Below are 23,303 nucleotides of genomic sequence, written 5' to 3'. Positions count from 1 at the left end.
ACCGTGCAGGAAGAAGACGCGACGCAGCCGGCCGCCGCCCTCACCAAGGAACCGCAGCCGGGCCTACTCAAGACACGCAGGAGCAAGTGGTGATCGAAGAGACCCTCCTCGAGGCCGAGGAGAAGATGGAGAAGGCCGTCGTGGTCGCCAAGGAGGACTTCGCCGCGATCCGCACCGGCCGTGCGCACCCGGCGATGTTCAACAAGATCGTGGCCGACTACTACGGTGCGCCGACGCCGATCAACCAGCTGGCTTCGTTCTCCGTGCCGGAGCCGCGCATGGCGGTCGTGACCCCGTTCGACAAGAGCGCGCTGCGCAACATCGAGCAGGCGATCCGCGACTCCGACCTGGGCGTCAACCCGAGCAACGACGGAAACATCATCCGGGTGGTGTTCCCCGAGCTCACCGAGGAGCGCCGTCGCGACTACATCAAGGTCGCCCGGGGCAAGGCCGAGGACAGCAAGGTCTCCATCCGCTCGGTGCGCCGCAAGGCCAAGGACGCCATCGACAAGCTCGTCAAGGACGGCGACGTCGGTGAGGACGAGGGCCGCCGTGCGGAGAAGGAGCTCGACGACACCACCCACAAGTACGTCGCCCAGGTGGACGAGCTCCTCAAGCACAAGGAAGCCGAGCTGCTCGAGGTCTGATGAACGACTCTTCCTGGGGCGCTCCGCCACAAGCCGGGTCACAGGCCGGGCCGCAGGCCGGTTCCCACGCCGGCTCGCAGGCCGGTTCACACGCCGGGTACTGGGGACCGTCCGACCAGGGACCTGTCCAGGGGGCTGCCCCGACGGGTCCCGCGTACGATGCGCATGACGCGCAGCACACTCGCCCCCTGCCCATCGTGCCCGACGAACCCGCGTACGGCGGAGACCAGGATGACGACCGGGGGGCCGCTCGGGTGAGCGGCCCCTTGTTCCGCGACGACACTCCGCAGGTCCGCTCCCGCGGGCCTTACGACACGCCGCAGGCGCGGCCCTACGGGACGGCGCCGCAGAATCCGGAGCCCATGCCCGACGCCTCGCAGCCGGCGTCCGCGCCGCAGAAGAAGAGCGCGGGCCGTGACCTGGGTTCGGCCATAGGGGTCGGGGTCGGACTGGGTGTGGTGATCGTCGCCTCCCTGTTCGTCGTCAAGGCCGTCTTCGTCGGCGTGATAACCGTCGCCGTGGTCGTCGGCCTGTGGGAGCTGACCAAGCGGCTGGAGGAGCGCAAGGGCATCAAGGCGCCCCTCGTCCCGCTCGCGCTCGGGGGTGCGGCCATGGTCGTCTCCGGGTACGTCCGGGGCGCCGAGGGCGCCTGGGTCGCGATGGCGCTCACCGCGCTGGCCGTTCTGGTCTGGCGGATGACGGAACCGCCGGAGGGCTACCTCAGGGACGTCACGGCGGGCGTCTTCGCGGCCTTCTACGTCCCGTTCCTGGCCACCTTCGTCGCCATGATGCTCACCGCCGACGACGGACCGTGGCGTGTGCTGACGTTCCTGCTCCTGACCGTCGTGAGCGACACCGGCGCGTACGCCGTCGGCTGGCGCTTCGGCAAACACAAGCTCGCCCCGCGGATCAGTCCCGGAAAGACCCGCGAAGGCCTGCTGGGCGCGGTGTCGTTCGCGATGGTGGCGGGCGCGCTGTGCACGCAGTTCCTCATCGACGACGGCACGTGGTGGCAGGGCCTGCTGCTGGGGCTCGCGGTCGCGGCAAGCGCCACGCTCGGCGATCTCGGCGAGTCGATGATCAAGCGGGACCTGGGCATCAAGGACATGGGCACGCTGCTGCCGGGCCATGGCGGCATCATGGACCGGCTGGACTCGCTGCTGCCCACGGCTCCTGTGGTCTGGCTGCTGCTGGTGATCTTCGTAGGGTCGGGCTGACCGTTCGTACCGTTCGTCATCGCGCGCCCATCCTTCGTACGCCGCTTTCGTGGGGCCCTCGCTTCGGCGGGGGCTTCTCGCGTTCCCGGGGACGGGCGATGGCATCCCCGTCCGTCGAATGGGACGATTTAGTTGTAAGTACCTCAAACGGGTGCACGCTGGAAGGAGGGCGCGATGTCCGCCATCCGAGAAGTGATCGACATCGACTGCAGCCCCGACGACGTCTTCGCGTATGTCACAGACTCCTCCCACCTGGCGGAATGGCAGTTGAGTGCCGTCGCTGCGGAGCGGCTCGACGAAGGCCCGCCCCATGAGGGCTCCCTGGTCCGGGTCACCCGGCGCGTCGGCACCCGTGAGATGCCGATGACCCTGGAGTTCACCGAGGTCGTCCCGCCGTACAGCTGGGGTCTGCACGGTGTCGACGGCCCTGTCAGGCCACACGTCCACGGCGAGGTCGAACCCCTCGACCAGGGGCGGCGTTCGCGCGTGACGATGGAGGCCGACTTCGAGGGCCACGGCCTCGGCAAGGTCCTGGTCCCTCTCTTCGTCCGCCGCCAGCTCCGCAAGGAGCTGCCGCGTGACGAACAGCTCCTGAAGGAGCGGCTGGAGCGTGACGTGGCGTAGACCACTCGGACGGCGGTCCCTTACAGTCCGGCCATGGGGAGAGCACGTCTGGGGGAGGACGGCAGGTATCACGGTGACCTGCCCTGCCGTTGGTGCGAGACACTCATCGACCAGGGCGGTCGCCGCAGGCCGCGCCTGTACTGCCGTAAGTCCCACCGCTGGAAGACCTACGGCACGTGGGTCGTCGGGCTGGTGGCCGGGCTCTTCTGAGGCGCCGACGGGGCAGGGCCGGGCTCCGATCCCTGCGGCCAGGGTCACATGATTCGATCTGCGACACTGGTACAGCCATGCCTAAGCCCGGAGAACTCACTTTCGTCGCCCCGCGCGGAGCCAAGAAGCCGCCGCGGCACCTTGCCGATCTCACGCCTGCCGAGCGTAAGGAAGCGGTGGCCGCGGTCGGGGAGAAGCCGTTTCGTGCCAAGCAGCTCTCGCAGCACTACTTCGCGCGGTACGCGCACGACCCGGGGGAGTGGACCGACATCCCGGCCGGCTCCCGCGGCCGGCTTCAGGAGGCGCTGCTTCCCGAGCTGATGACGGTCGTCCGGCATCTGTCGACCGACCAGGACACCACCCGCAAGACGCTGTGGCGGCTGTTCGACGGGACGCTCGTCGAGTCGGTGCTGATGCGCTACCCGGACCGGGTGACCATGTGCATCAGCTCGCAGGCGGGGTGCGGGATGAACTGCCCGTTCTGTGCGACCGGGCAGGCGGGACTGGACCGGAACCTGTCCACCGCCGAGATCGTGCACCAGATCGTGGACGGGATGCGCGCGCTGAGGGACGGGGAGATCCCCGGTGGCCCGGCGCGGCTCAGCAACATCGTCTTCATGGGCATGGGCGAGCCCCTCGCCAACTACAACCGGGTCGTCGGTGCCATCCGTCGGCTCACCGACCCCGAGCCGGACGGGCTCGGGCTCTCGCAGCGCGGGATCACCGTCTCGACCGTCGGACTCGTCCCGGCGATCAACCGCTTCGCCGACGAGGGCTTCAAGTGCCGCCTCGCCATCTCGCTGCACGCCCCCGACGACGAACTGCGCGACACCCTCGTCCCCGTGAACACCCGGTGGAAGGTGCGCGAGGTCCTCGACGCCGGCTTCGAGTACGTCGAGAAGTCCGGCCGGCGGCTGTCCATCGAGTACGCGCTGATCCGGGACATCAACGACCAGGCCTGGCGCGGTGACCGGCTCGGACGGCTGCTCAGGGGCAAGCCCGTGCACGTCAACCTGATCCCGCTCAATCCGACGCCCGGGTCGAAATGGACCGCCTCCCGACCCGAGGACGAGAAGGCGTTCGTCGACGCCATCGCCGCTCATGGTGTGCCGGTGACTGTCCGGGACACCCGTGGACAGGAGATCGACGGGGCGTGTGGTCAGCTCGCCGCGACCGAGCGGTAGTGTGACGTCCGTCCGTACATCTTCATATCCCGACGTCTTCATATTCCGACAGGGGAGCGCCACAGCGCTGAGAGTGCGGCAACCAGGCCGCAGACCCTCTGAACCTTGCCCAGGTCATTCTGGGTAGGAAGTTCGGTCATCACTCAAGCTGTTGCGCCCTGCCCGGGAGCCGGTGGAATCCTCCGGCGGTCCCGGGCGGGGCCGCGTCTCTTCCTGGTCACCCAGGAGGAATTCAGTGAGCATCACCAGCAGGCGGTTCGCGGCCGTGGTCGTCGGGCTGGGTCTGGTCGGCCTGTCCGCGTGCGGATCGTCCGACGGCGGGACCGGCGGCGACTCCAAGACCGTCACCCTCGTCAGTCACGACTCGTGGGCCGTGTCGAAGAACGTCCTCGCGGACTTCGAGAAGCAGTCCGGGTACAAGGTCAGGGTCCTCAAGGACGGCGACGCAGGGCAGGCCGTCAACAAGGCCATCCTCACGAAGGACAACCCGCAGGGCGACGCCTTCTTCGGCGTCGACAACACCCTGCTGTCCCGGGCCCTCGACAACGGGCTCTTCCAGTCGTATGAGGCCAAGGGCTCCGGACAGGTCGAGTCCCGGTACCGGGTCGACCAGGACAAGCACCGGGTCACGCCCATCGACACCGGCGACATCTGCGTCAACTACGACAAGGCGTACTTCAGCAAGCACAAGCTGACCCCGCCCACCTCGTTCGACGACCTGGTCAAGCCGGCGTACCAGAACCTCCTCGTCACCGAGAACGCCTCCACCTCCTCGCCGGGCCTCGGGTTCCTGCTCGGGACTGCCGCCAAGTACGGCGACGACGGCTGGCAGGGCTACTGGAAGAAGCTCAAGGCCAACGGCGTCAAGGTCGTCGACGGCTGGGAGCAGGCCTACAACGAGGAGTTCTCCGGGTCCGCCGGCGGGAAGAAGGCCAAGGCCGACCGGCCGCTGGTCGTGTCCTACGCCTCCTCGCCGCCCGCCGAGGTGATCTACGCCGACCCGAAGCCGAAGACGGCGCCCACCGGCGTCGCCACCGGCACCTGCTTCCGCCAGACCGAGTACGCGGGCCTGCTGAGCAACGCGAAGAACACCAAGGGCGGCAAGGCGTTCCTCGACTTCCTGCTCACCAAGGAGTTCCAGGAGGACATGCCGCTGAACATGTTCGTCTACCCGGTGCGGGAGGGCGCCCAGGTGCCGGAGGAGTTCGTGAAGTTCGGGCCGCAGGCCAAGAACCCCGAGACCATGGCCCCGGACCGGATCGCCGACCACCGTGACCAGTGGGTCAAGTCGTGGACCTCGCTGGTACTGAAGTAGCCCCGCGCCAGGGCCGCAAGAGCAGGAAGAGCGCGGCGGCGCGGCTCGGCCTCGTCGCCGTGCCCGTCGCGTTCTTCGCGGTCTTCTTCGCCTATCCGGTCGCCGCGATCGTCGCGCGCGGCCTCAAGGTCGACGGGCGCTGGCAGTTGGGCCGCATCGCGGATGTCGTGGCGCAGTCCGACATCCGGCACGTCCTGTGGTTCACCACCTGGCAGGCGTGCGCCTCCACCGCGCTCACCCTGCTGGTCGCGCTGCCGGGCGCGTACGTCTTCGCCCGTTTCGACTTCCCCGGCAAGCAGGTCCTGCGGGCCGTGGTGACGGTCCCGTTCGTGCTGCCGACGGTCGTCGTCGGGACGGCGTTCCTGGCGCTGGTGGGGCGCGGCGGGCTGCTGGACGAGCTGTGGGGCGTACGGCTGGACACCACGGTGTGGGCGATCCTGCTCGCGCACGTCTTCTTCAACTACGCGGTGGTCGTACGGACCGTGGGCGGGCTGTGGTCGCAGCTCGATCCGCGGCAGGAGGAGGCCGCGCGGATGCTCGGCGCGTCCAGGCTCGCGGCCTGGCGGCAGGTCACGCTGCCCGCTCTGGCGCCCGCCGTCGCCGCCGCCGCGCTGATGGTCTTCCTGTTCACCTTCACCTCCTTCGGTGTGGTGCAGATCCTCGGCGGGCCGACCTTCTCGACCCTCGAAGTGGAGATCTACCGGCAGACCTCCGAGATCTTCGACCTGTCCACGGCCGCCGTGCTGACGATCGTCCAGTTCGTCGCGGTCGGCGCGGTCCTCGCCCTGCACGCGTGGACCGTACGGCGCCGGGAGACCGCCCTGCGGCTGGTGGACGCCTCCGTGACCGCGCGCCGGCCGCGCGGGACCGGGCAGTGGGCGCTGCTGGCGGGGGTCCTCGCCTCGATCGCCGTCCTGCTCCTGCTGCCGCTCGCCGTGCTGGTGCAGCGGTCCCTAGACGTGCCCGACTTCGGCTACTACCGGGCGCTGACCAGCGAGGACGGCGGGATCTTCCTGGTCCCGCCGATCGAGGCGATCGGCAATTCGCTGCGGTACGCCGTCGCCGCGACCGCCATCGCCGTGGTGATCGGCGGACTGGCCGCCGCCGCGTTGACGCGGCGTGACGCGGGCCGGTTCGTACGGGGATTCGACGCGCTGCTGATGCTGCCGCTCGGGGTGTCCGCGGTGACCGTCGGGTTCGGGTTCCTGATCGCGCTGGACGAGCCGCCGCTGGATCTGCGGGCCTCGTGGATCCTGGTGCCGCTCGCGCAGGCACTGGTCGGCGTGCCCTTCGTCGTACGGACCATGCTGCCCGTGCTGCGGGCGGTGGACGTACGGCTGCGGGAGGCGGCGGCCGTGCTCGGGGCGTCGCCGTGGCGGGTGTGGCGCGAGGTGGATCTGCCGATGGTGCGGCGGGCGCTGCTGGTCGCGGCGGGGTTCGCGTTCGCCGTGTCGCTGGGGGAGTTCGGCGCCACGGTGTTCATCGCGCGGCCGGACAACCCGACGCTGCCGGTCGCCGTGGCGCGACTGCTCGGGCGGGCCGGTGAACTCAACTACGGGCAGGCGATGGCCCTTTCGACGATTCTGATGATCGTGTGCGCGGCGGCCCTGCTGGTCCTGGAGCGGCTGCGCACCGACCGGACCGGGGAGTTCTAGATGCTGCTGAGCCTTGAGGACGCGACCGTACGGTTCGGTGAGCGGGCCGTGCTGGACGGGGTCGGCCTCGATGTCGCCGAGCACGGGATCGTGTGCGTGCTGGGGCCCAGCGGCAGCGGCAAGTCGACGCTGCTCCGGGCGGTGGCCGGGCTGCAGCCCCTGGACGGCGGGCGGGTGGTGCTCGACGGGCGCGACCAGGCGGGGGTGCCCGCGCACAAGCGGGGGGTGGGGCTGATGTTCCAGGACCATCAGCTGTTCCCGCAGCGGGACGTGGGCCAGAACGTGGCGTTCGGGCTGCGGATGCACGGCGCGTCGAAGGGGCGACAGGACGAGCGGGTACGGGAGTTGCTGGAGCTGGTCGGGCTGCCCGGGGCCGGACGGCGGGCCGTCGCCTCGCTGTCCGGAGGGGAGCAGCAGCGGGTGGCGCTGGCCCGGGCTCTGGCACCCCGGCCGCGGCTGCTGATGCTGGACGAGCCGCTCGGGCAGCTGGACCGGTCGCTGCGGGAGCGGCTGGTCGTCGAACTGCGGGAGCTGTTCGGGCGGTTGGGGACGACCGTGCTCGCGGTGACGCACGACCAAGGGGAGGCGTTCGCGCTCGCCGACCGGGTCGTCGTGATGCGGGACGGGCGGATCGCCCAGTCCGGTACGCCACTTGAGGTGTGGCAGCGTCCCGCGGACGAGTTCGTGGCGCGGTTCCTCGGCTTCGAGAACGTCGTGCGGGGCACGGTCGCCGGGGAGGCCGCCGACACCCCGTGGGGCAAGCTGCCGGTCCCCGCGGGGTCCGCGCAGGGCGTGCGCTGCCTGCTGGTGCGGCCGGCGGGTGTACGGCTGGTGGGCGCGGACGCGGGGCTGCGGTGCGCGGTGGCCGCGCGGACGTTCAAGGGCACGCATGTCGCCGTCCGTCTGCAGCCCGAGGAGGACGCGCCCCGGCTGGAGGCGGCGTGCGCGCTGCGGGAGGCGCCGGAGGTCGGGGACACGGTCGGGGTGGAGTTCGACGCGGCGGAAATCGTGGTGCTCGGCTGAGGGCGGTCCGCCTAGGGTTCGCGGCATGACGCTGCTCACCCATGAACGCTACTGCGACGAGATCGCCCACCAGGTCGGCCTGCTGAGGGCCGTGGTGACCTCCGGGGCCGATCTGTCGGTGACCGTGCCGACCTGCCCGGACTGGTCGCTGGAACAGCTCGTACGGCACACGGGGGGTGCCCTGCGCTGGGTGGAGCTGCTGGTGCGGACGCGCGCCGACGCGGACATCCCCGAGGACCAGCTGCCGCTGGGCGACGGACCGGAGGTCACCGGCGACGCCGTCGCGCTGGACGCCTGGCTCGCGGAGACCGGCGAGATGATCGTCCGCACGCTGCGCGAGGCCGGGCCGGACACGAAGGTGTGGGCGTGGGCCGGGATCCACACCTCGGGGTTCTGGGCCCGCCGGATGGCCCACGAGGTCACGATCCACCGCGCCGACGCCACCCTCGCCGCCGGGCTGCCCTATGAGGTCGCCCCGGACGTGGCCGCCGACGCGATCGACGAATGGCTGCAGATCGTGGAGTTCGTCCAGCGGACCCAGCCGCAGGACGGGGTCAGGGAACTGCGCGGCCCGGGCCGCAGCATCCATCTGCACGCCACCGACACTCCGCCGGAGCTGAACGCCGAGTGGATGGTCGAGCTCACCGACGACGCCGTCGCCTGGCGCCGCGGACACGAGAAGGCGACCGTCGCCCTGCGCGGACCGCTCACCGCCGTGCTGCTCGCCTTCTACCGCCGACTGCCGCTGGACAGTCCGGAGGTGGAGGTACTCGGCGAGCGGGCCCTGCTGGAGTTCTGGCTGGAACGGGCGAGCTTCTGACGACACGGCGACGGCCCGCCCCCGGAACGGGGACGGGCCACAGCTGTTCGTGACGGAGTGTCAGCGGCTGCTGTTCGTTCCACGGCGGCGCAGGCCGAGGAAGACCGCGCCGCCGCCGACGGCGACCAGGGCGATGGCCACGCCGGCGATGACGCCGGTGTTGGAGTTCGCGCCGGTCTCGGCCAGGTTGGACTCACCGGCCGCGGGGGACGGGGCATTGCTCGCCGCGCCCGCCGGGGCGGTGCTCTCGGCCTGCGAAGGCGTCGGCGTCGGGGCCGGGCTGTCGGACTCCTCGGCCGGGGTCGAGGCGGACTGCGACGGCGACGGGCTGGCCGGCGGGGTCGACTCGTCCTTGGAGCAGCCCTCGGACGGGGTGGTCAGGTTCGGCGTGATGTCCTTGTCGACGATCAGGTGATCCTTGTCCTTCCCGGCCTGGACGCGGATACGGTACTCGGCGTTGGGCGACCAGTCCTCGCTGAAGGTGATGGTCTCGCCCGCCCGGGAACCGATGATGTCCTGCGAGCCGACCTGCTTCGCGTCGGAGCCGTTGTTCTCGAGGTAGACGGTCACGGTCGCCGGGGTACCGCTGGCGTCCTTGTCGGTGACGATGATGACGCCCTTGGTGCCGTCGCACTTGGCTTCGGCGGAGAACTCATTGATGTTGCAGGCGAGCGCGTTGCCCGCGGCACCGAGCGCGAGGGCGGCCGAGGCGGAGGCGACACCGAGGATGCGTGCCGTACGCACGGCGGTACGACGGGATAGGGACAGGACTGCCACGTTTGTCCTTCACGGGAAGCGTAAATGCGGGGGGTGGAAGGGGTGGTGACGTGACGTCAGAGTCACATCAGCCTCCCCAGCAGGCTCACAGGTCTATAAGCGCTGCATAAGTAGTGTCAATGCATATGCCGCCTGCCGTGGTTCGCTTTGCCTGCTTATTAACCACCGAGACGTTTCAAGGCTTCGGGGACCTCCTCGATCCGGTCAACGAGGGCGATACGGGACTCCATCGACCGTTCCCGGGCGAGCGCCCGCAAGAGGGGCCACGTGGGCAGCCGCTCCGTCCAGTGCGCCCGGTTCACCAGGACCATGGGTGTCGGCTCGCCACGCGACTCGTAGTAGTTCGGCGTCGCGTTGTCGAAGATCTCCTGCACGGTCCCGGCGGCGCCCGGAAGGAACACCACTCCCGCGGTGGAGCGGGCCAGCAGGCCGTCCTCACGGGTGGCGTTGGCGAAGTACTTGGCGATGTGCCCGGCGAAGGCGTTCGGCGGCTCATGGCCGTAGAACCAGGTCGGGATGCCGACGGAGGGCCCGCCCTTCGGCCAGCGGTCACGCACCTCGAAGGCGGCCCGCGCCCACTCGGAGACCGAGGGCGTGAACCGGGGCGCCTTGCCCAGGACACGGAGCGACTCGGTCAGCATCTCGTCGTCGTACGGCGCCGCGTACGCGCCGAGGTTGGCGGCCTCCATCGCGCCCGGGCCGCCGCCGGTGGCGACCGTGAAACCGGCACGGGTCAGCTCCCGGCCGAGCCGCGCGGCGCCGGCGTACTCCTCCGTCCCGCGAGCCATCGCGTGACCGCCCATCACGCCCACCACCCGCGCACCGCGCACGAGTTCGTCGAGCGCGTCGGAGACGGCGTCGTCGTGGACGGCGCGCAGCATGGAGGCGAATATGTCGCCGTCGGCCTTGGTCTGCTGGAACCAGGCGTACGCGCGGGCGTCGGGTGTGGCCTCGTAGCCGTCCGCGAGGTTCTCGAAGAGTTCGTCCGGGGAGTAGACCAGGCCCCGGTACGGGTCGAAGGGCAGATCGGGAACGGGCGGGAACACCAGCGCGCCGTCCACGCGGACCTTGGCGGCGGCGTCCTCGCGCATCCGGCAGCCGAGGAAGACCGCTGTGGCCGTGTCCGTGGAGAGCAGTTCGCGGGTACGGTCCGTCAGGTCGACGCCCTGGACACGGAATCCGGCGAGGGTCCCGCGCGCCGAGACCGTCGCGTCGAACTCCTCCAGCGTCTCTATCTCACGGTCGTTGTGGTGGGCCGCATGGGCGGGCATCGTCTGCACCCGCCCATGCTAGGAGGCTTCCGGACACGGCGGGGCTCAGCTCTCCACAGCCGTGGGGTCCATCCAGATGACCTCCCAGGTGTGGCCGTCCGGGTCGTCGAAGGAACGGCCGTACATGAAGCCGTGGTCCTGCGTCTCGCCCGCCGGGGAACCGCCCGCCGCGAGCGCCTTCTCCACCAGTTCGTCGACCTTCTCGCGGCTCTCGGCGCTCAGCGCGACGAGGACCTCGCTGGTCTTCGTGGCGTCGGCGATCTCCTTCTTGGTGAAGGTCGCGTAGAACGGCTTGGTCAGCAGCATGGCGACGATGGTGTCGCTGATCACCACGGAGGCCGCGTTCTCGTCGCTGAACTGCGGGTTGATCGAGTAGCCCAGCTCGGTGAAGAACTTCTTCGAGGCGTCGAGGTCGTTCACGGGCAGGTTGATGAAGATCATCTGCTGGTACGTCGAGGTCATCGGTCTCTCCCATCGGGTCCGTGCTGTTCGCTGGGGTAGACGGTGCCACCCCGCGGAACTCATCGCCCGACGGAGACTTTTTTCGTACGGATGTCGTACGACTGTGTCAGCGGGCCGCCAGCGGGAGGGCCGCCAGCTCTGCCACGAGCAGGGTGAGCGGGCCGAACAGGGCCAGCAGCGCGCCGGCGCGCAGGGCGGCGGCGCCGCGCAGCATGGCGGCCGGTGCGCCGAGCCGCAGCAGGGCGGCCGTGATCTCGGCGCGAGCCTGCTTGGCCTCCACGGCGGCGGTGCACAGGGTCGCCACGGTGCAGCCGGTGACCAGCAGCAGGCCGAGGGTGGTCAGCGGGCCGAAGGAGGGCTCTGTCGTGTCGTACAGCGCGGCCATGGCGTACGCCCCGGACGCGACCGCGCAGACGACGCCCAGCGGTCGGCCGACGCGGACGGACTCCGTCATGAGGACGCGGCCGGCCAGCAGACGGAGGGCACCGGGGCGGGCGGACTGCAGGAGTCGTCCGCACAGGTGGGCGAGGCCGGGGCCGACCAGGGCGAGGCCGAGGGCGGTGAGGATCCAGCCGACCAGAACGGAGGAGGCTCCGGCGAATCCGCCAGGGAGGGGGGCCTCGGGGCTGCTTCCGGAGCGGCCGGCGTATGCCTCCACCGCCAGGCCCGCGGCGAGTACGGCGATGCCCCAGGGGAGGCCCCGGGGGGCTTCGGCGGGGAGCGGTGGGAGCGTGTCGGGAAGGGTGCCGGGAAGGACGCCGGGATCCAGGTCGGCGGTCGGCTGGTCGGGCGCGGGGGCGCCACTGTCCGCGTCGGGAGCCGCCCCGGCGGCACCGGCGCCCACCACGGCGCCCACCGCTTCCACCGCGTCCGCGGCCTGCGGACGCCGTGCGGTTGCCCGCAGGCGCGCGCCGAAGCGGCCGTACGCTCCGAAGGTCTCCCTGGCCGTGGAGGTGCCGTACGCGCCGAAGCGGCCGAACGACCGGATCACCGGCCGTGCCGATGCCGGGCGGTCCTGCCGTGGCCGGGACACGAGCCCCACCGCAACCGACGCGATCACCGGGACCAGGGCCAGCAGCGTCAGGGCCGCCGGGAGCGGCAACGAGTAGTCGGCCGCCAGGAACTCCGCCGCCGCCCCGTCGAAGGGCATGCCGGTCAGGTCGCCGCGCAGGTGCAGGAAGAGCAGCAACGCGAGCAGGGAACCGAGGGTGCAGGACAGTGCCGTCATGGTCGCCGAGACGGCCATCAGGCGGGTCGGACCCAGGCCGACGGCGGAAAGGCCGGGGCGGGGCTTGCCGGCCGGGTCGGTGCGGGCGACGGCGACCGCGAAGTACACCGTGGCGGCCAGTGGTGTGGCGCACCACGCCAGGCGGAGGAGGGAGCCGTCCGGATCGTCCGGGTGGGTCATCGCGTAGCCGAGGGTGCACAGCAGGAGGAAGCCCGTGCCGGCCGAGGCCGCGGTGACCAGGAGGCGGCGGAACTGGACGGCCGGCTGGGCACCGCGGGTCAGACGGAGAGCGAGCACGTGGCCCGGCCTTCCGTCTCGGGGACCGGTGGCAGGTGCAGGGTGTGCACATGCCGCCCGTCCAGCAGCGAGACCGTGCGGTCGGCGAGGGCGGCCGTCTCCGCGTCGTGGGTGGCCAGCACCACCGTGATGCCGTGCGAGCGGGCCGCCGTGGTGAGCGTCCGCAGGACGTGGGCGCGGTCCGTGCGGTGCAGGGGGGCCGTCGGCTCGTCCGCGAACAGGACCGCGGGGGCCGGGGCGAGGGCCCGCGCGATGCACACGCGCTGGCGTTCGGACTGCCGCAGTTCGTTCGGACGCTTGTGGGCGCGGTCACCGATGTCCAGGCGCTCCAGCCACTCCAGCGCGGCGGTCTTGGCGCGACGGCGGCTGGTGCCGCGCAGCATCAGGGGAAGGGCCGTGTTCTCCCAGACGTTCAGCTCGGGTACGAGGGCCGGGACCGGGTCGATCCAGCCGAAGCGGTCGCGGCGCAGGCGTTCGCGGGCCATCGGGCCCATGGTGTGGACCGGCACACTGTTGAACCAGACTTCGCCGCGCTGGGCCGCGACCATGCCGGACAGGCACCCGAGGAGGGTCGTCTTGCCGCTGCCGCGCGGGCCGCTGACGGCGAGGATCTCGCCCTCCCGGACACCGAGCGAGACACCGCCGAGTCCGGGCGAGCCGTCGCGGTGGGTGAAGTGCAGGGAGTGTGCCCAGAGCACGTCGTTGTCGGGCGGGGCCACCATGGGGGTACACCTCGGTTCTGATCGGAAATGCTGTGCCGTGTCCCCCGGACGGGGGAACGAGCGCAGAGACCCGTGGTCACGGTCTCGGCCCCTCCTGGGAAGTGCGGACAGCACATCGCGAGAACCAAGCACGTGCTGCCTCCCGGGCGGCCAGGAATCCCCGTCGCCCGACGAGGGGGAGGAGTCAATGGCACGCTAGGCAGCCCATGTGGGATGGCCGGACAGCACACGGCCCCGGGGCGCCCTTTCTCACTCGAACGGGCGGCACCGGGGCCGGTGTTGATCATGCAGAACGAGGATCGGAGCGTCCTCCAGGACGAAGATCAGAGCTTCGTCCACGCCTCCGTCAGTGTCGCGCGCAGGATCTGCTCGATCTCGTCGAACGTGCCCTGGTCGGAGATCAGCGGCGGGGCGAGCTGGACGACCGGGTCGCCGCGGTCGTCGGCACGGCAGTACAGGCCGTTGTCGTACAGGGCCTTGGAGAGGAAGCCGTACAGAACGCGCTCGGTCTCCTCGTCGTCGAAGGACTCCTTGGTCGCCTTGTCCTTCACCAGTTCGATGCCGTAGAAGAAGCCGTTGCCGCGCACGTCGCCGACGATCGGCAGGTCGTGCAGCTTCTCCAGGGTCGAGCGGAAGGCGCTCTCGTTGTCGAGCACGTGCTGGTTGAGGTTCTCGCGCTCGAACAGGTCGAGGTTGGCGAGGCCGACCGCGGCGGAGACCGGGTGGCCGCCGAAGGTGTAGCCGTGCAGGAACATGTTGTCGCCCGTGTAGAACGGCTCGGCCAGGCGGTCGGAGATGATGCAGGCGCCGATCGGGGAGTAGCCCGAGGTCATGCCCTTGGCGCAGGTGATCATGTCCGGGACGTAGTCGAACTTGTCGCAGGCGAACATCGTGCCCAGGCGGCCGAAGGCGCAGATGACCTCGTCCGACACCAGCAGCACGTCGTACTTGTCGCAGATCTCGCGGACCCGCTGGAAGTAACCGGGCGGGGGCGGGAAGCAGCCGCCGGCGTTCTGCACCGGCTCCAGGAAGACCGCGGCGACGGTGTCCGGGCCCTCCATGAGGATCTGCTGCTCGATCTGGTCTGCGGCCCAGCGGCCGAAGGCCACCGGGTCGTCGGCGAACAGCGGCGCCCGGTAGATGTTGGTGTTGGGGACCTTGTGCGCGCCCGGGACCAGCGGCTCGAAGGGGGCCTTCAGGGCCGGCAGGCCGGTGATGGACAGGGCGCCCTGCGGGGTGCCGTGGTAGGCGACCGCGCGCGAGATGACCTTGTGCTTGGTGGGCTTGCCGGTCAGCTTGAAGTACTGCTTGGCGAGCTTCCAGGCCGTCTCCACGGCCTCGCCGCCGCCGGTGGTGAAGAAGACCTTGTTCAGGTCGCCCGGCGCGTGGCCCGCCAGCCGCTCCGCCAGCTCCACGGCCTTCGGGTGGGCGTAGGACCACACCGGGAAGAACGCCAGTTCCTGCGCCTGCTTGAAGGCGGCCTCGGCCAGCTCCACGCGGCCGTGGCCGGCCTGGACCACGAACAGCCCCGCGAGACCGTCGAGGTAGCGCTTGCCCTTGTCGTCGTAGATGTAGGTGCCCTCACCCCGGACGATCGTGGGGACAGGGGCGTTCTCGTACGAGGACATGCGGGTGAAGTGCATCCACAGGTGGTCGTACGCGGTCCTGCTGAGGTCCTGGGGGCTGTCGGTGCTCACGATTATCGGGTTCCCCACATGTAGGTCTGCTTCTTGAGCTTGAGGTAGACGAAGCTCTCCGTGGAGCGCACTCCGGGGATGGCTCGGATGTTCTTGTTGATGACGTCCAGGAGGTGGTCGTCGTCCTCGCAGACGATCTCCACCATCAGGTCGAAGGAGCCCGCGGTCATCACCACGTACTCGCACTCCGACATGGCGCTCAGCGCGTCGGCCACGGACTCCACATCACCCTCGACGTTGACGCCGACCATCGCCTGCCGGCGGAAACCCACGGTGAGCGGGTCCGTGACGGCGACGATCTGCATCACGCCCTGGTCGAGCAGCTTCTGCACGCGCTGGCGCACGGCCGCCTCGGAGAGGCCGACGGCCTTGCCGATGGCGGCGTAGGGCCGGCGGCCGTCCTCCTGGAGCTGCTCGATGATGGCGAGGGAGACGGCATCCAGGTGCGGGGTGCTGCCGTTCCTGGATTCGCGAGGGATTTCGCGAGGGGACTCGCGACGGGACTCGCGACTCTCCCGCGAGTCCTTGGGGTCTGCGCTTCGACTGGCCACGACATCACTGTGCACGAGGTCTCGATACTTTCGCAAGGCTCCATCGATGAAATTCGTTGTTTACGAGAGCGAGATCTGCGGATTCCGCAGTCTTGACGCGATTGGGGGTGTTGAAAACGTGAGCCTGCGGATTAGGGTGGTGTCTCAGCAATCGGACACCCCGCAACAGTTCCATCACTGACAGGAGGCCGGCAGTGAGCACCGAGCCGCGTGGGCTGCGCACACTACGGAATTACATCGCCGGTGAGTTCCGTGACGCCGCCGACGGACGGACCACCGAGGTCGTCAACCCCGCGACGGGCGAGGCGTACGCCACCGCGCCGCTGTCCGGACAGGCGGACGTGGACGCCGCGATGGCGGCCGCGGCCGAGGCCTTCCCCGGCTGGCGCGACAAGACCCCCGCCGAGCGCCAGAAGGCCCTGCTCAAGATCGCCGACGCCTTCGAGGAGCGCGCCGAGGACCTCATCGCGGCCGAGGTCGAGAACACGGGCAAGCCGGTCGGGCTGACCCGTGACGAAGAGATTCCGCCGATGATCGACCAGATCCGCTTCTTCGCGGGTGCGGCGCGCATGCTGGAGGGGCGCAGCGCCGGCGAGTACATGGAGGGGCTGACCTCGATCGTCCGCCGGGAGCCGGTGGGTGTCTGCGCGCAGGTCGCGCCGTGGAACTACCCGATGATGATGGCGGTGTGGAAGTTCGCCCCGGCGATCGCCGCGGGCAACACGGTCGTCCTGAAGCCCTCGGACACCACCCCGGCCTCGACGGTCCTGATCGCCGAGATCCTCGGCTCGATCCTGCCCAAGGGTGTCTTCAACGTCATCACCGGCGACCGTGAGACCGGCCGCATGATGGTCGAGCACCCGATCCCGGCGATGGCGTCCATCACCGGGTCGGTGCGCGCCGGCATCCAGGTAGCGGAGTCCGCGTCGAAGGACGTCAAGCGGGTCCACCTGGAGCTGGGCGGCAAGGCGCCGGTCGTCGTGTTCGAGGACACCGACATCGCCAAGGCCGTCGAGGACATCTCGGTGGCGGGCTTCTTCAACGCCGGGCAGGACTGTACGGCCGCCTGCCGGGTCCTCGTCCACGAGGCCATCCACGACGAGTTCGTGTCGGCGCTGGCCAAGGCCGCCGCGGACACCAAGACCGGGCAGCCGGACGACGAGGACGTCCTGTACGGCCCGCTGAACAACCCCAACCAGCTCGCGCAGGTCGAGGGCTTCATCAACCGCCTGCCCGCCCACGCGCGCGTGGAGACCGGCGGCAAGCGCGTCGGCGACAAGGGGTACTTCTTCGCGCCGACCATCGTCTCCGGGGTCAGGCAGGACGACGAGATCATCCAGAAGGAGGTCTTCGGGCCGGTCATCACCGTCCAGTCCTTCCGCGACGAGGACCAGGCGGTGGAGTGGGCCAACGGCGTCGAGTACGCCCTCGCCTCCTCGGTGTGGACCAAGGACCACGGCCGCGCGATGCGGATGTCCAAGAAGCTCGACTTCGGCTGCGTGTGGATCAACACCCACATCCCGCTGGTCGCCGAGATGCCGCACGGCGGCTTCAAGAAGTCCGGCTACGGCAAGGACCTGTCGGGGTACGGCTTCGACGACTACACGCGGATCAAGCACGTGATGACATCGCTGGACGCGTAGGCGCAGGCGTAGTTGCAGTCGTAGTCGTAGTCGTAGTCCGTACGACGTGACGCGGCCCCGGACGGAGAGGTGTGCCGTCCGGGGCCGCGCTGTCCTGCTGAGCGGCCGGCCCCGCTACTTCAGTGCCGCCCGTGCGATCCGCTCGGTCACCGGGTTCATGTTCTCGCCCTTCGCGTCCGTCGCACCGACGGAGACGACCAGCGTGCGCGACAGGTCACGGGTCGCGGCGATCACCGTGCCGTAGCCGTACCGCGCGCCCGACTTGAGCCAGTGGACCCGTCCCCCGAACGGGAAGCGCTGCAGTCCGGCGCTCATGTCGGCGCCCTCGATGCCCCTCGGGACGGTGAACATCTCCTTCAGTTGCGGCCGGGGCACCAGGTCACCGCGGAAGAGGCGGTTCACCAGACGTTCCAGGTCGACGGTGGTGGAGATCATGTTGCCGGCCGCCCACCGGTCCGCCTGGTTCCAGTCGGTCGGTGATCGGCTTGAATGCGCGGGACAGCAGGCCCGGCAGGTAGTGCTGCACGGGTGTGGCTGAACCCTGACCAACTGCCCTGAGACACAAGGGGGTTGTGAGGGATCGCCCCCTAGGGGCGCCCCCGGGAGCGAAAAACTGTTATCGCGGACGCCTTCACGCCGTCTCCACGTGTGATCCCCGGCATAGCCAACCTCCCGGGCCCGCCTGAGAGGGTGCGTGCAGCACTGATGTGCAGGAAAGGACGACGTGGACACGCGGCACTGGAGCTCCACCATCGCGGCAGCGCAGGCCGGCGACCGGCAGGCGCTGGACGAGCTGGTCGCGGGCTGGCTGCCGCTGGTCTACAACATCGTGGGCCGCGCTCTGAACGGCCATGCCGACGTCGACGACGTCGTGCAGGAGACCATGCTGCGGGCCGTCGGTAACCTGGGCTCCCTGCGGGACCCGGACAGCTTCCGGTCCTGGCTGGTCGCGATCGCCATGCGGCAGATCCGGGACCGGGCCCGCCGCAGGTCCACCCAGACGCTCGACGAGTCGGCGGCCCAGGCCACCGACTTCGCGGAACTGACTGTGCTGCGGCTCCAGTTGGAGGGCCAGCGGCGCGAAGTCGCGGAGGCGGTCCGCTGGCTCGACGACGAGGACCGGCATCTGCTGTCCCTGTGGTGGCTGGAGGTCGCCGGCGAACTCACCCGGCGCGAGCTCGCCGCGGCCGTCGGCGTCAGCCGGCAGCACGCCGCCGTGCGCGTCCAGCGGATGAAGGAACGGCTGGAGTCCTCGCGCGGGATCGTCCGCGCCCTCGACGGGGCCTGCCCGGAGCTGCGCGAACTGACCGGCCGCTGGAACGGCCGCCCCGACTCCGTCTGGCGCAAACGGCTGGCCCGGCACATCCGGGGCTGCGGCTACTGCGGCGACCCCCGCGAGTCGGTCGTACCGGCGGAGCGGCTGCTCGTCGGGATCGCGCTCGTCCCGGTCCCGGTCGGTTTCACGCTGTCGCTGGCGCTCGGCGGCAAGACGGCCGTGGCCGCCACGGCCGCCTCCACCTCCGTCGGCTGGTCCGCCAAGGTGCTCGGCGCGCTCACCAAGCCGGCGGTCGCCCTGACCGCCGGGGCGACCGTCGCCGCGGGCGGTGCCTACGTCGTGACGCACACCCCGGACGCCCCGCCTCCGCACGCGGCCGTCACCACCCCCGGCCCGCCCGCCGGCACCGCCCCACCACCCCCGCCGGCCTCCCGGCCCGCCTCGCCCTCACCGTCCTCCCCGTCGCCCACCCCGACGACGAAGACCGACCTGTACGGCACGGTCGTCGACGCCGCCGACCGGGCACCCGATCCCAACGCCGAGCCCGCCCCCCTCCCGCACCGGCCGGAGTCCGGCATCACCAGCACCGGCGGTGCGCACGCCACCATGAACCACCGCGGGGACAGCGTGACGCTCAGCGGCCGGGGGTACGTCCTGGTCCGCTGGCAGATCTCACCCCAGTACCGGGCGGGCGGCCTGGTCATGCCGGCCTGGACCGGACTGAAGGGCAAGCTCTTCCACGTCGCCTCCGGCGGCGGCCGCCGCATGGACGACCCCGTCAGCACCACCGACCCCTCCGCCACCGGCATGGGCGACGCGGCCACCGGCTACACCGTCCTGCCGGCCGGCGCCCAGCAGATGTGGCAGAACGAGTACTTCTACGTCGACGGCAGCGTCACCCTCACCGTGAACGAGCGGGGCGCCGACTACGGCGTGAGCGTCTTCCCGACCACCTGGGACGCGGTGCGACGGGATGTCACCACCGGCCCGGCCCAGGGCGCCCGGCGCTACGGCCTCGTCCGCGACACCGGCCGGGACGACACCCCCGTCCCGCAGTACGCCACCCGCGCCAACCCGGCAGATCCGGCGACGGTGCCTCAACTGTCCCGCGTGTAGCGGGCGTCAGCTGCCGTCGCGGAGGGCGCGCAGCGCGTCGATGCGGTTGGTCGTGATCGAGTCGACGCCCATGTCGATGAGGCGGCGCATCGAGCGGCGGGTGTCGGGGGTCCAGACGGAGAGGAGGTAGCCGTCGGTGTGGACGCGTTCGGCGAGGTCGTGGTCGACCAGGCCGAAGCGGTAGTTGAGCCAGCGAGGACGGACCGCGGCCAGCAGCGCGGGACGTGGCGGGGCCAGGGTGGTCCAGGTCAGCGCGATCTCGGCGGCCGGGGCGGCGGCGCGTACGGCGAGCATGGCCCGGGCGCCCGCGCAGTAGTACACGCGCTCCTCGGCCCCGCACTCGCGCACCACGTCCACGACCCGGCGGGCCGCCCGTACGTCCGGTGTGCCCGGCAGGTCGAGCATCACGCGGCTGCCGTCGGTCGCGGTCAGCGCCTGTGCCAGCGTCGGCACCTGGCCGTCCGTGAGAGCGCGCACCTCGTCCGCCGACAGCGACAGCAGCGGGCGGTCGCGCTCCCACAGCCGCTTCAGCGTGTCGTCGTGCAGCAGGACGGGCACACCGTCCCGGGTGAGCCGTACGTCGACCTCGACCGCGTCCGCGCCCCGCCGGAGCGCGGAACGCAGGGAGTCGACGGTGTTCTCACGGACGCGGTAGGGGTCGCCGCGGTGGGCCACGGCGGTCAGCTTCTGCATGCGCCCATTGTGGTCGGCCCCGGCGGGCCCGGCGGCCCCGGGCTCAGGGTCGAGCCACTGAGCGGTGCGCGTGTCGTCAGGGCGGGGAGCCGCGACGCGGTGTACGTGGCGTCATGGGCGAGCCGGCGCGCGGTGTACGTGGCCTCAGGGGGCGAGCCACCGCGCGGTGTACGTGTCGATCTCGTCCTTGATCCGGGCCTTGCCGGCCTCGTCGAGGAACGAGGAGTCGACCGCGGTCTTCGCCAGTTCGGCCACGCCGTGCTCGTCGAGGTCCAGCAGCCGGGCGGCGACCGCGTACTCGTTGTTGAGATCGGTGCCGAACATCGGCGGGTCGTCGGAGTTGATCGTGACCGGCACCCCGGCCTTCACGAACTCCCTGAGCGGGTGCTCGTCGAGGGTGCGCACCGCACGCGTGGCGATGTTGGAGGTCGGGCACACCTCCAGCGGGATCCGGTGCTCGGCGAGGTGGGCCAGGAGCTTCTCGTCCCGCGCCGAACTGGTGCCGTGACCGATGCGCTCGGCCCGCAGGTGGGTGAGCGCGTCCCACACCGTCTCGGGTCCGGTGGTTTCGCCGGCGTGCGGGACGGAGCGCAGACCCGCGGCGATCGCCCGGTCGAAGTGGGGCTTGAACTGCGGCCGGGGGACGCCGATCTCGGGCCCGCCGAGTCCGAACGACACCAGCCCCTCCGGACGCAGCCGCTCGTCGGTGGCCAGCCGTACCGTTTCCTCGGCGGCCTCCAGCCCGGCCTCGCCCGGAATGTCGAAGCACCAGCGCAGGATCGTGCCGAGCTCGGCCTCCGCCGCCTTGCGGGCGTCCTCGATCGCCTCCATGAAGGCGAGCTCGTCGATGCCCCGGCGGGTGGAGGAGAACGGCGTGATGGTCAGCTCGGCGTACCGCACCTGCTGCCGGGCCAGATCCCGGGCCACCTCGTACGTCAGCAGCCGTACGTCCTCCGGCGTGCGGATCAGGTCGACGACGGACAGGTACACGTCGATGAAGTGGGCGAAGTCCGTGAAGGTGAAGTAGTCGGCCAGGGCCTCGGGGTCCGTGGGCACCTTGGAGTCGGGGTGCCGGGCGGCCAGGGTCGAGACGATGCGCGGGGAGGCGGAGCCCACGTGGTGCACATGCAGTTCGGCCTTGGGCAGCGCCGCGATGAAAGCGTGCAGTTCGCGTGGGGCACGGGCGTCGACGAGGTGGTCGGTCATGGGGGCCTCCCCGGGCAGGGCGCCGGGCACCGGGTGGAGTGCGGTGCGGCGCGGGTGATCGGCTGATCGAGTGCGCTGACATCGTAGGCCGTGGATGCGCGGGCCCCCTCGGCGGCCGACCTGGGACCGGCTCTGGCGTGCGGTTCCTCAGGCCGTAGCATGGCGGGACGATCGACCTTGGGGGGACATGACATGACGGACGCAACGCCGCCGAGCGGGGAGGCCGGGGGCGGCCGCGACCCCTGGGCGCCACCGGAGAGCAGGCCGTCCCTGGACAAGGACCGGGCCCCCGGCCCGGGTCAGGCTCCCGGCACCGGGCAGCCTCCCGCCTCGCAGCCGCCGTCCGTGCACGACCAGGCCACGGTCACCTCGATGCCCGCCGACGGGTTCGCCGCCCCCGGCCACGGTTCGCCCGGCTACCCGCCCCCCGGCGCCACCCCCTTCCCGGGCGCGGACGCTCCCGGCCCCGGCGCCGTGCCGCCTCCGCCCTTCGCACCCCCCGACCCCACGGCCCCCGGCGGATACGGCTACCCGTCCTATCCCGCCGGCTACGGCTGGCCCGGTATGCAGGCGCCTCCGCAGAACGGCATGGGCACCGCCGCGATGGTCCTGGGCATCCTGGCCTGCTGTCTGTTCTGCCTCTACGGTGTCGTCTCGATCGTGCTGGGCATCCTCGCCGTGATCTTCGGCATCAAGGGCAAGAAGCGCGTCGAGCGTGGCGAGGCCGACAACCACGGCCAGGCGCAGGCAGGCCTGATCACGGGCATCGTCGGCATCGTCCTCGGCGTCGCGGTCATCGTCCTGATCGCCATCGGGATCACGGCCGCGATCAACTCGGACGACGACTGGGACTCCGGCTCCTCCTACGGCGCCCTCCACACGGTCTCGGTGTCCGCGGCGTCGCAGCACTGAATCCAGCCCGGCCGAACGGCATCCCCGGGGGTGACCTGGGCCACTACGATGCCCTGGCAGGCAACGAGGGGAGAGCAGTTCATGTCTGACGCCAATCCCGGATCCGGTGGGTTCGGGCCGCCGCCGCAGCAGCCACCACAGCCGTCACAGCCGCCGTCACAGCCACCGGCCGGCTACGCCTATCCGCCGGCCGAGTCCGCTCCGGGGTACGGCTATCCGAACCCGGCCCAGCCCTACGGGAGCCCTGCGCCGTCCTACCCGGTCGCCCCCGCGGTGGGCGCCTACCCGCAGACGCCCGGCTACGGAATGGCGGCGCAGCCGAGCAACGGCATGGGCACGACCGGACTGGTGCTGGGCATCATCGGCGTCGTGTTCAGCCTGACGTTCGTCCTGTGGTTCTTCGGGGTCATCCTCGGGATCCTGGCGATCATCTTCGGTGCGATCGGCCGGGGCCGGGCGGGCCGCGGCGAGGCCACGAACAAGGGCGCGGCGACCGCCGGGCTCGTCTGCGGGATCGTCGCCACGGTGATCCTGCCGCTGCTGGGGCTCCTGGCCTTCGCGAGCTTCATGAGCGTCGCCTGAGTCAGCCGGAGTCCGCGAGCCGGCCGGAGTTCGCTGAGTCAGGCTGAGTCCGCGAGATTCCGCGGTGGAGTCGGGGGGGGGGGGGGGGGGGGCGGCCCCCCCCCCCCCCCCCCCCCCCCCCCCCCCCCCCCCCCCCCCCCCCCCCCCCCGGCGAGCAAAACCCCCCCCCCCCGGG

22 protein-coding genes, 1 pseudogene and 1 riboswitch are annotated in these 23,303 nt (G+C 70.9%); of the genes and pseudogenes, 13 read left to right on the top strand and 10 right to left on the bottom strand.

Annotated elements, in window-relative coordinates; translation table 11 throughout:
* Positions 1-89 precede the first annotated feature (89 nt).
* From frr to ACIBK3_RS30260, 9 genes are all read left to right on the top strand, one after another.
* The gene (gene frr, locus ACIBK3_RS30300; protein ID WP_398655537.1) at positions 90-647 is read left to right on the top strand and encodes a ribosome recycling factor; all 558 of its coding nucleotides are present in this window, start codon (positions 90-92) and stop codon (positions 645-647) included.
* The gene (locus tag ACIBK3_RS30295) at positions 647-1,864 is read left to right on the top strand and encodes a phosphatidate cytidylyltransferase (RefSeq protein WP_399370605.1); all 1,218 of its coding nucleotides are present in this window, start codon (positions 647-649) and stop codon (positions 1,862-1,864) included. Before frr ends, ACIBK3_RS30295 begins: the two co-directional genes overlap by 1 nt.
* A gap of 174 nt (positions 1,865-2,038) precedes the next feature.
* Complete coding sequence (locus ACIBK3_RS30290; protein ID WP_399370604.1) at positions 2,039-2,488, top strand: SRPBCC family protein; 450 nt, start codon at positions 2,039-2,041, stop codon at positions 2,486-2,488.
* A 33-nt stretch (positions 2,489-2,521) separates the two neighbouring features.
* Entirely contained in the window at positions 2,522-2,698 is a 177-nt protein-coding gene (locus ACIBK3_RS30285; protein WP_399370603.1) for a hypothetical protein, read from the top strand.
* Between the two features lie 77 nt (positions 2,699-2,775).
* The gene (gene rlmN, locus ACIBK3_RS30280) at positions 2,776-3,882 is read left to right on the top strand and encodes a 23S rRNA (adenine(2503)-C(2))-methyltransferase RlmN (protein WP_399370602.1); all 1,107 of its coding nucleotides are present in this window, start codon (positions 2,776-2,778) and stop codon (positions 3,880-3,882) included.
* 40 nt (positions 3,883-3,922) lie between these two features.
* Positions 3,923-4,030: riboswitch (TPP riboswitch) on the top strand.
* Between the two features lie 87 nt (positions 4,031-4,117).
* Positions 4,118-5,197 (top strand): thiamine ABC transporter substrate binding subunit, encoded by a 1,080-nt coding sequence (locus ACIBK3_RS30275; protein ID WP_399370600.1) that lies wholly within the window; start codon positions 4,118-4,120, stop codon positions 5,195-5,197.
* Positions 5,173-6,852 carry an ABC transporter permease gene (locus ACIBK3_RS30270; RefSeq protein WP_399370599.1) on the top strand — a complete coding sequence of 560 codons (1,680 nt, stop codon included), beginning with the start codon at positions 5,173-5,175 and terminating at the stop codon, positions 6,850-6,852. The genes ACIBK3_RS30275 and ACIBK3_RS30270 overlap by 25 nt, the downstream gene beginning before the upstream one ends.
* Positions 6,853-7,875 (top strand): ABC transporter ATP-binding protein, encoded by a 1,023-nt coding sequence (locus ACIBK3_RS30265; RefSeq protein ID WP_399370598.1) that lies wholly within the window; start codon positions 6,853-6,855, stop codon positions 7,873-7,875.
* Positions 7,876-7,900: 25 nt separating this feature from the next.
* Complete coding sequence (locus tag ACIBK3_RS30260; protein ID WP_399370597.1) at positions 7,901-8,695, top strand: maleylpyruvate isomerase family mycothiol-dependent enzyme; 795 nt, start codon at positions 7,901-7,903, stop codon at positions 8,693-8,695.
* 60 nt (positions 8,696-8,755) lie between these two features.
* Here the strand turns inward: ACIBK3_RS30260 and ACIBK3_RS30255 are convergent, their stop codons facing one another.
* The 7 genes from ACIBK3_RS30255 to ACIBK3_RS30225 form a co-directional block, all read right to left on the bottom strand.
* Positions 8,756-9,472 (bottom strand): LAETG motif-containing sortase-dependent surface protein, encoded by a 717-nt coding sequence (locus ACIBK3_RS30255; protein WP_399370596.1) that lies wholly within the window; start codon positions 9,470-9,472, stop codon positions 8,756-8,758.
* Between the two features lie 158 nt (positions 9,473-9,630).
* Entirely contained in the window at positions 9,631-10,752 is a 1,122-nt protein-coding gene (locus ACIBK3_RS30250; RefSeq protein ID WP_399370595.1) for an LOG family protein, read from the bottom strand.
* Positions 10,753-10,788: 36 nt separating this feature from the next.
* Positions 10,789-11,205, bottom strand: coding sequence for a VOC family protein (locus tag ACIBK3_RS30245; protein WP_399370594.1), 417 nt, complete (start codon positions 11,203-11,205; stop codon positions 10,789-10,791).
* 106 nt (positions 11,206-11,311) lie between these two features.
* A complete protein-coding gene (locus tag ACIBK3_RS30240; protein WP_399370593.1) occupies positions 11,312-12,730 on the bottom strand; it encodes a hypothetical protein in 1,419 nt (472 codons plus the stop codon).
* Entirely contained in the window at positions 12,712-13,452 is a 741-nt protein-coding gene (locus ACIBK3_RS30235) for an ABC transporter ATP-binding protein (RefSeq protein WP_399370591.1), read from the bottom strand. Before ACIBK3_RS30235 ends, ACIBK3_RS30240 begins: the two co-directional genes overlap by 19 nt.
* Positions 13,453-13,775: 323 nt before the next feature.
* Positions 13,776-15,167, bottom strand: a complete 1,392-nt coding sequence (locus ACIBK3_RS30230; protein ID WP_399370590.1) for an aspartate aminotransferase family protein — start codon at positions 15,165-15,167, stop codon at positions 13,776-13,778.
* On the bottom strand, positions 15,152-15,715 hold the full coding sequence (locus tag ACIBK3_RS30225) for an Lrp/AsnC family transcriptional regulator (protein ID WP_399370589.1): 564 nt from the start codon (positions 15,713-15,715) through the stop codon (positions 15,152-15,154). Before ACIBK3_RS30225 ends, ACIBK3_RS30230 begins: the two co-directional genes overlap by 16 nt.
* Before the next feature lie 179 nt (positions 15,716-15,894).
* Here ACIBK3_RS30225 and ACIBK3_RS30220 point away from each other — a divergent pair, with 179 nt between their 5' ends.
* A complete protein-coding gene (locus tag ACIBK3_RS30220) occupies positions 15,895-17,343 on the top strand; it encodes a gamma-aminobutyraldehyde dehydrogenase (RefSeq protein WP_399370588.1) in 1,449 nt (482 codons plus the stop codon).
* A 114-nt stretch (positions 17,344-17,457) separates the two neighbouring features.
* Here the strand turns inward: ACIBK3_RS30220 and ACIBK3_RS30215 are convergent.
* A pseudogene (locus ACIBK3_RS30215) lies at positions 17,458-17,817 on the bottom strand (serine hydrolase); the annotation flags it as partial.
* 250 nt (positions 17,818-18,067) lie between these two features.
* Between ACIBK3_RS30215 and ACIBK3_RS30210 the strand changes: the two are divergent.
* Complete coding sequence (locus ACIBK3_RS30210; RefSeq protein WP_399370586.1) at positions 18,068-19,735, top strand: RNA polymerase sigma factor; 1,668 nt, start codon at positions 18,068-18,070, stop codon at positions 19,733-19,735.
* A gap of 6 nt (positions 19,736-19,741) precedes the next feature.
* On the opposite strand, the gene ACIBK3_RS30205 is transcribed toward ACIBK3_RS30210, so the two are convergent.
* Both ACIBK3_RS30205 and ACIBK3_RS30200 read right to left on the bottom strand, forming a co-directional pair.
* The gene (locus tag ACIBK3_RS30205) at positions 19,742-20,428 is read right to left on the bottom strand and encodes a glycerophosphodiester phosphodiesterase (protein ID WP_399370585.1); all 687 of its coding nucleotides are present in this window, start codon (positions 20,426-20,428) and stop codon (positions 19,742-19,744) included.
* A 144-nt stretch (positions 20,429-20,572) separates the two neighbouring features.
* Complete coding sequence (locus tag ACIBK3_RS30200) at positions 20,573-21,634, bottom strand: adenosine deaminase (protein ID WP_399370584.1); 1,062 nt, start codon at positions 21,632-21,634, stop codon at positions 20,573-20,575.
* 192 nt (positions 21,635-21,826) lie between these two features.
* Between ACIBK3_RS30200 and ACIBK3_RS30195 the strand changes: the two genes are divergently transcribed.
* Positions 21,827-22,546: a DUF4190 domain-containing protein gene (locus ACIBK3_RS30195; RefSeq protein ID WP_399370582.1), complete on the top strand. Its 720-nt coding sequence runs from the start codon at positions 21,827-21,829 to the stop codon at positions 22,544-22,546.
* Between the two features lie 81 nt (positions 22,547-22,627).
* Entirely contained in the window at positions 22,628-23,128 is a 501-nt protein-coding gene (locus ACIBK3_RS30190; RefSeq protein WP_399370581.1) for a DUF4190 domain-containing protein, read from the top strand.
* Positions 23,129-23,303 lie beyond the last annotated feature (175 nt).

Origin of the sequence: Streptomyces sp. NPDC050287 (assembly GCF_044459385.1) — a bacterium.
Lineage (GTDB): Bacteria > Actinomycetota > Actinomycetes > Streptomycetales > Streptomycetaceae > Streptomyces.
This window is presented reverse-complemented; position numbering and strand designations above follow the sequence as displayed.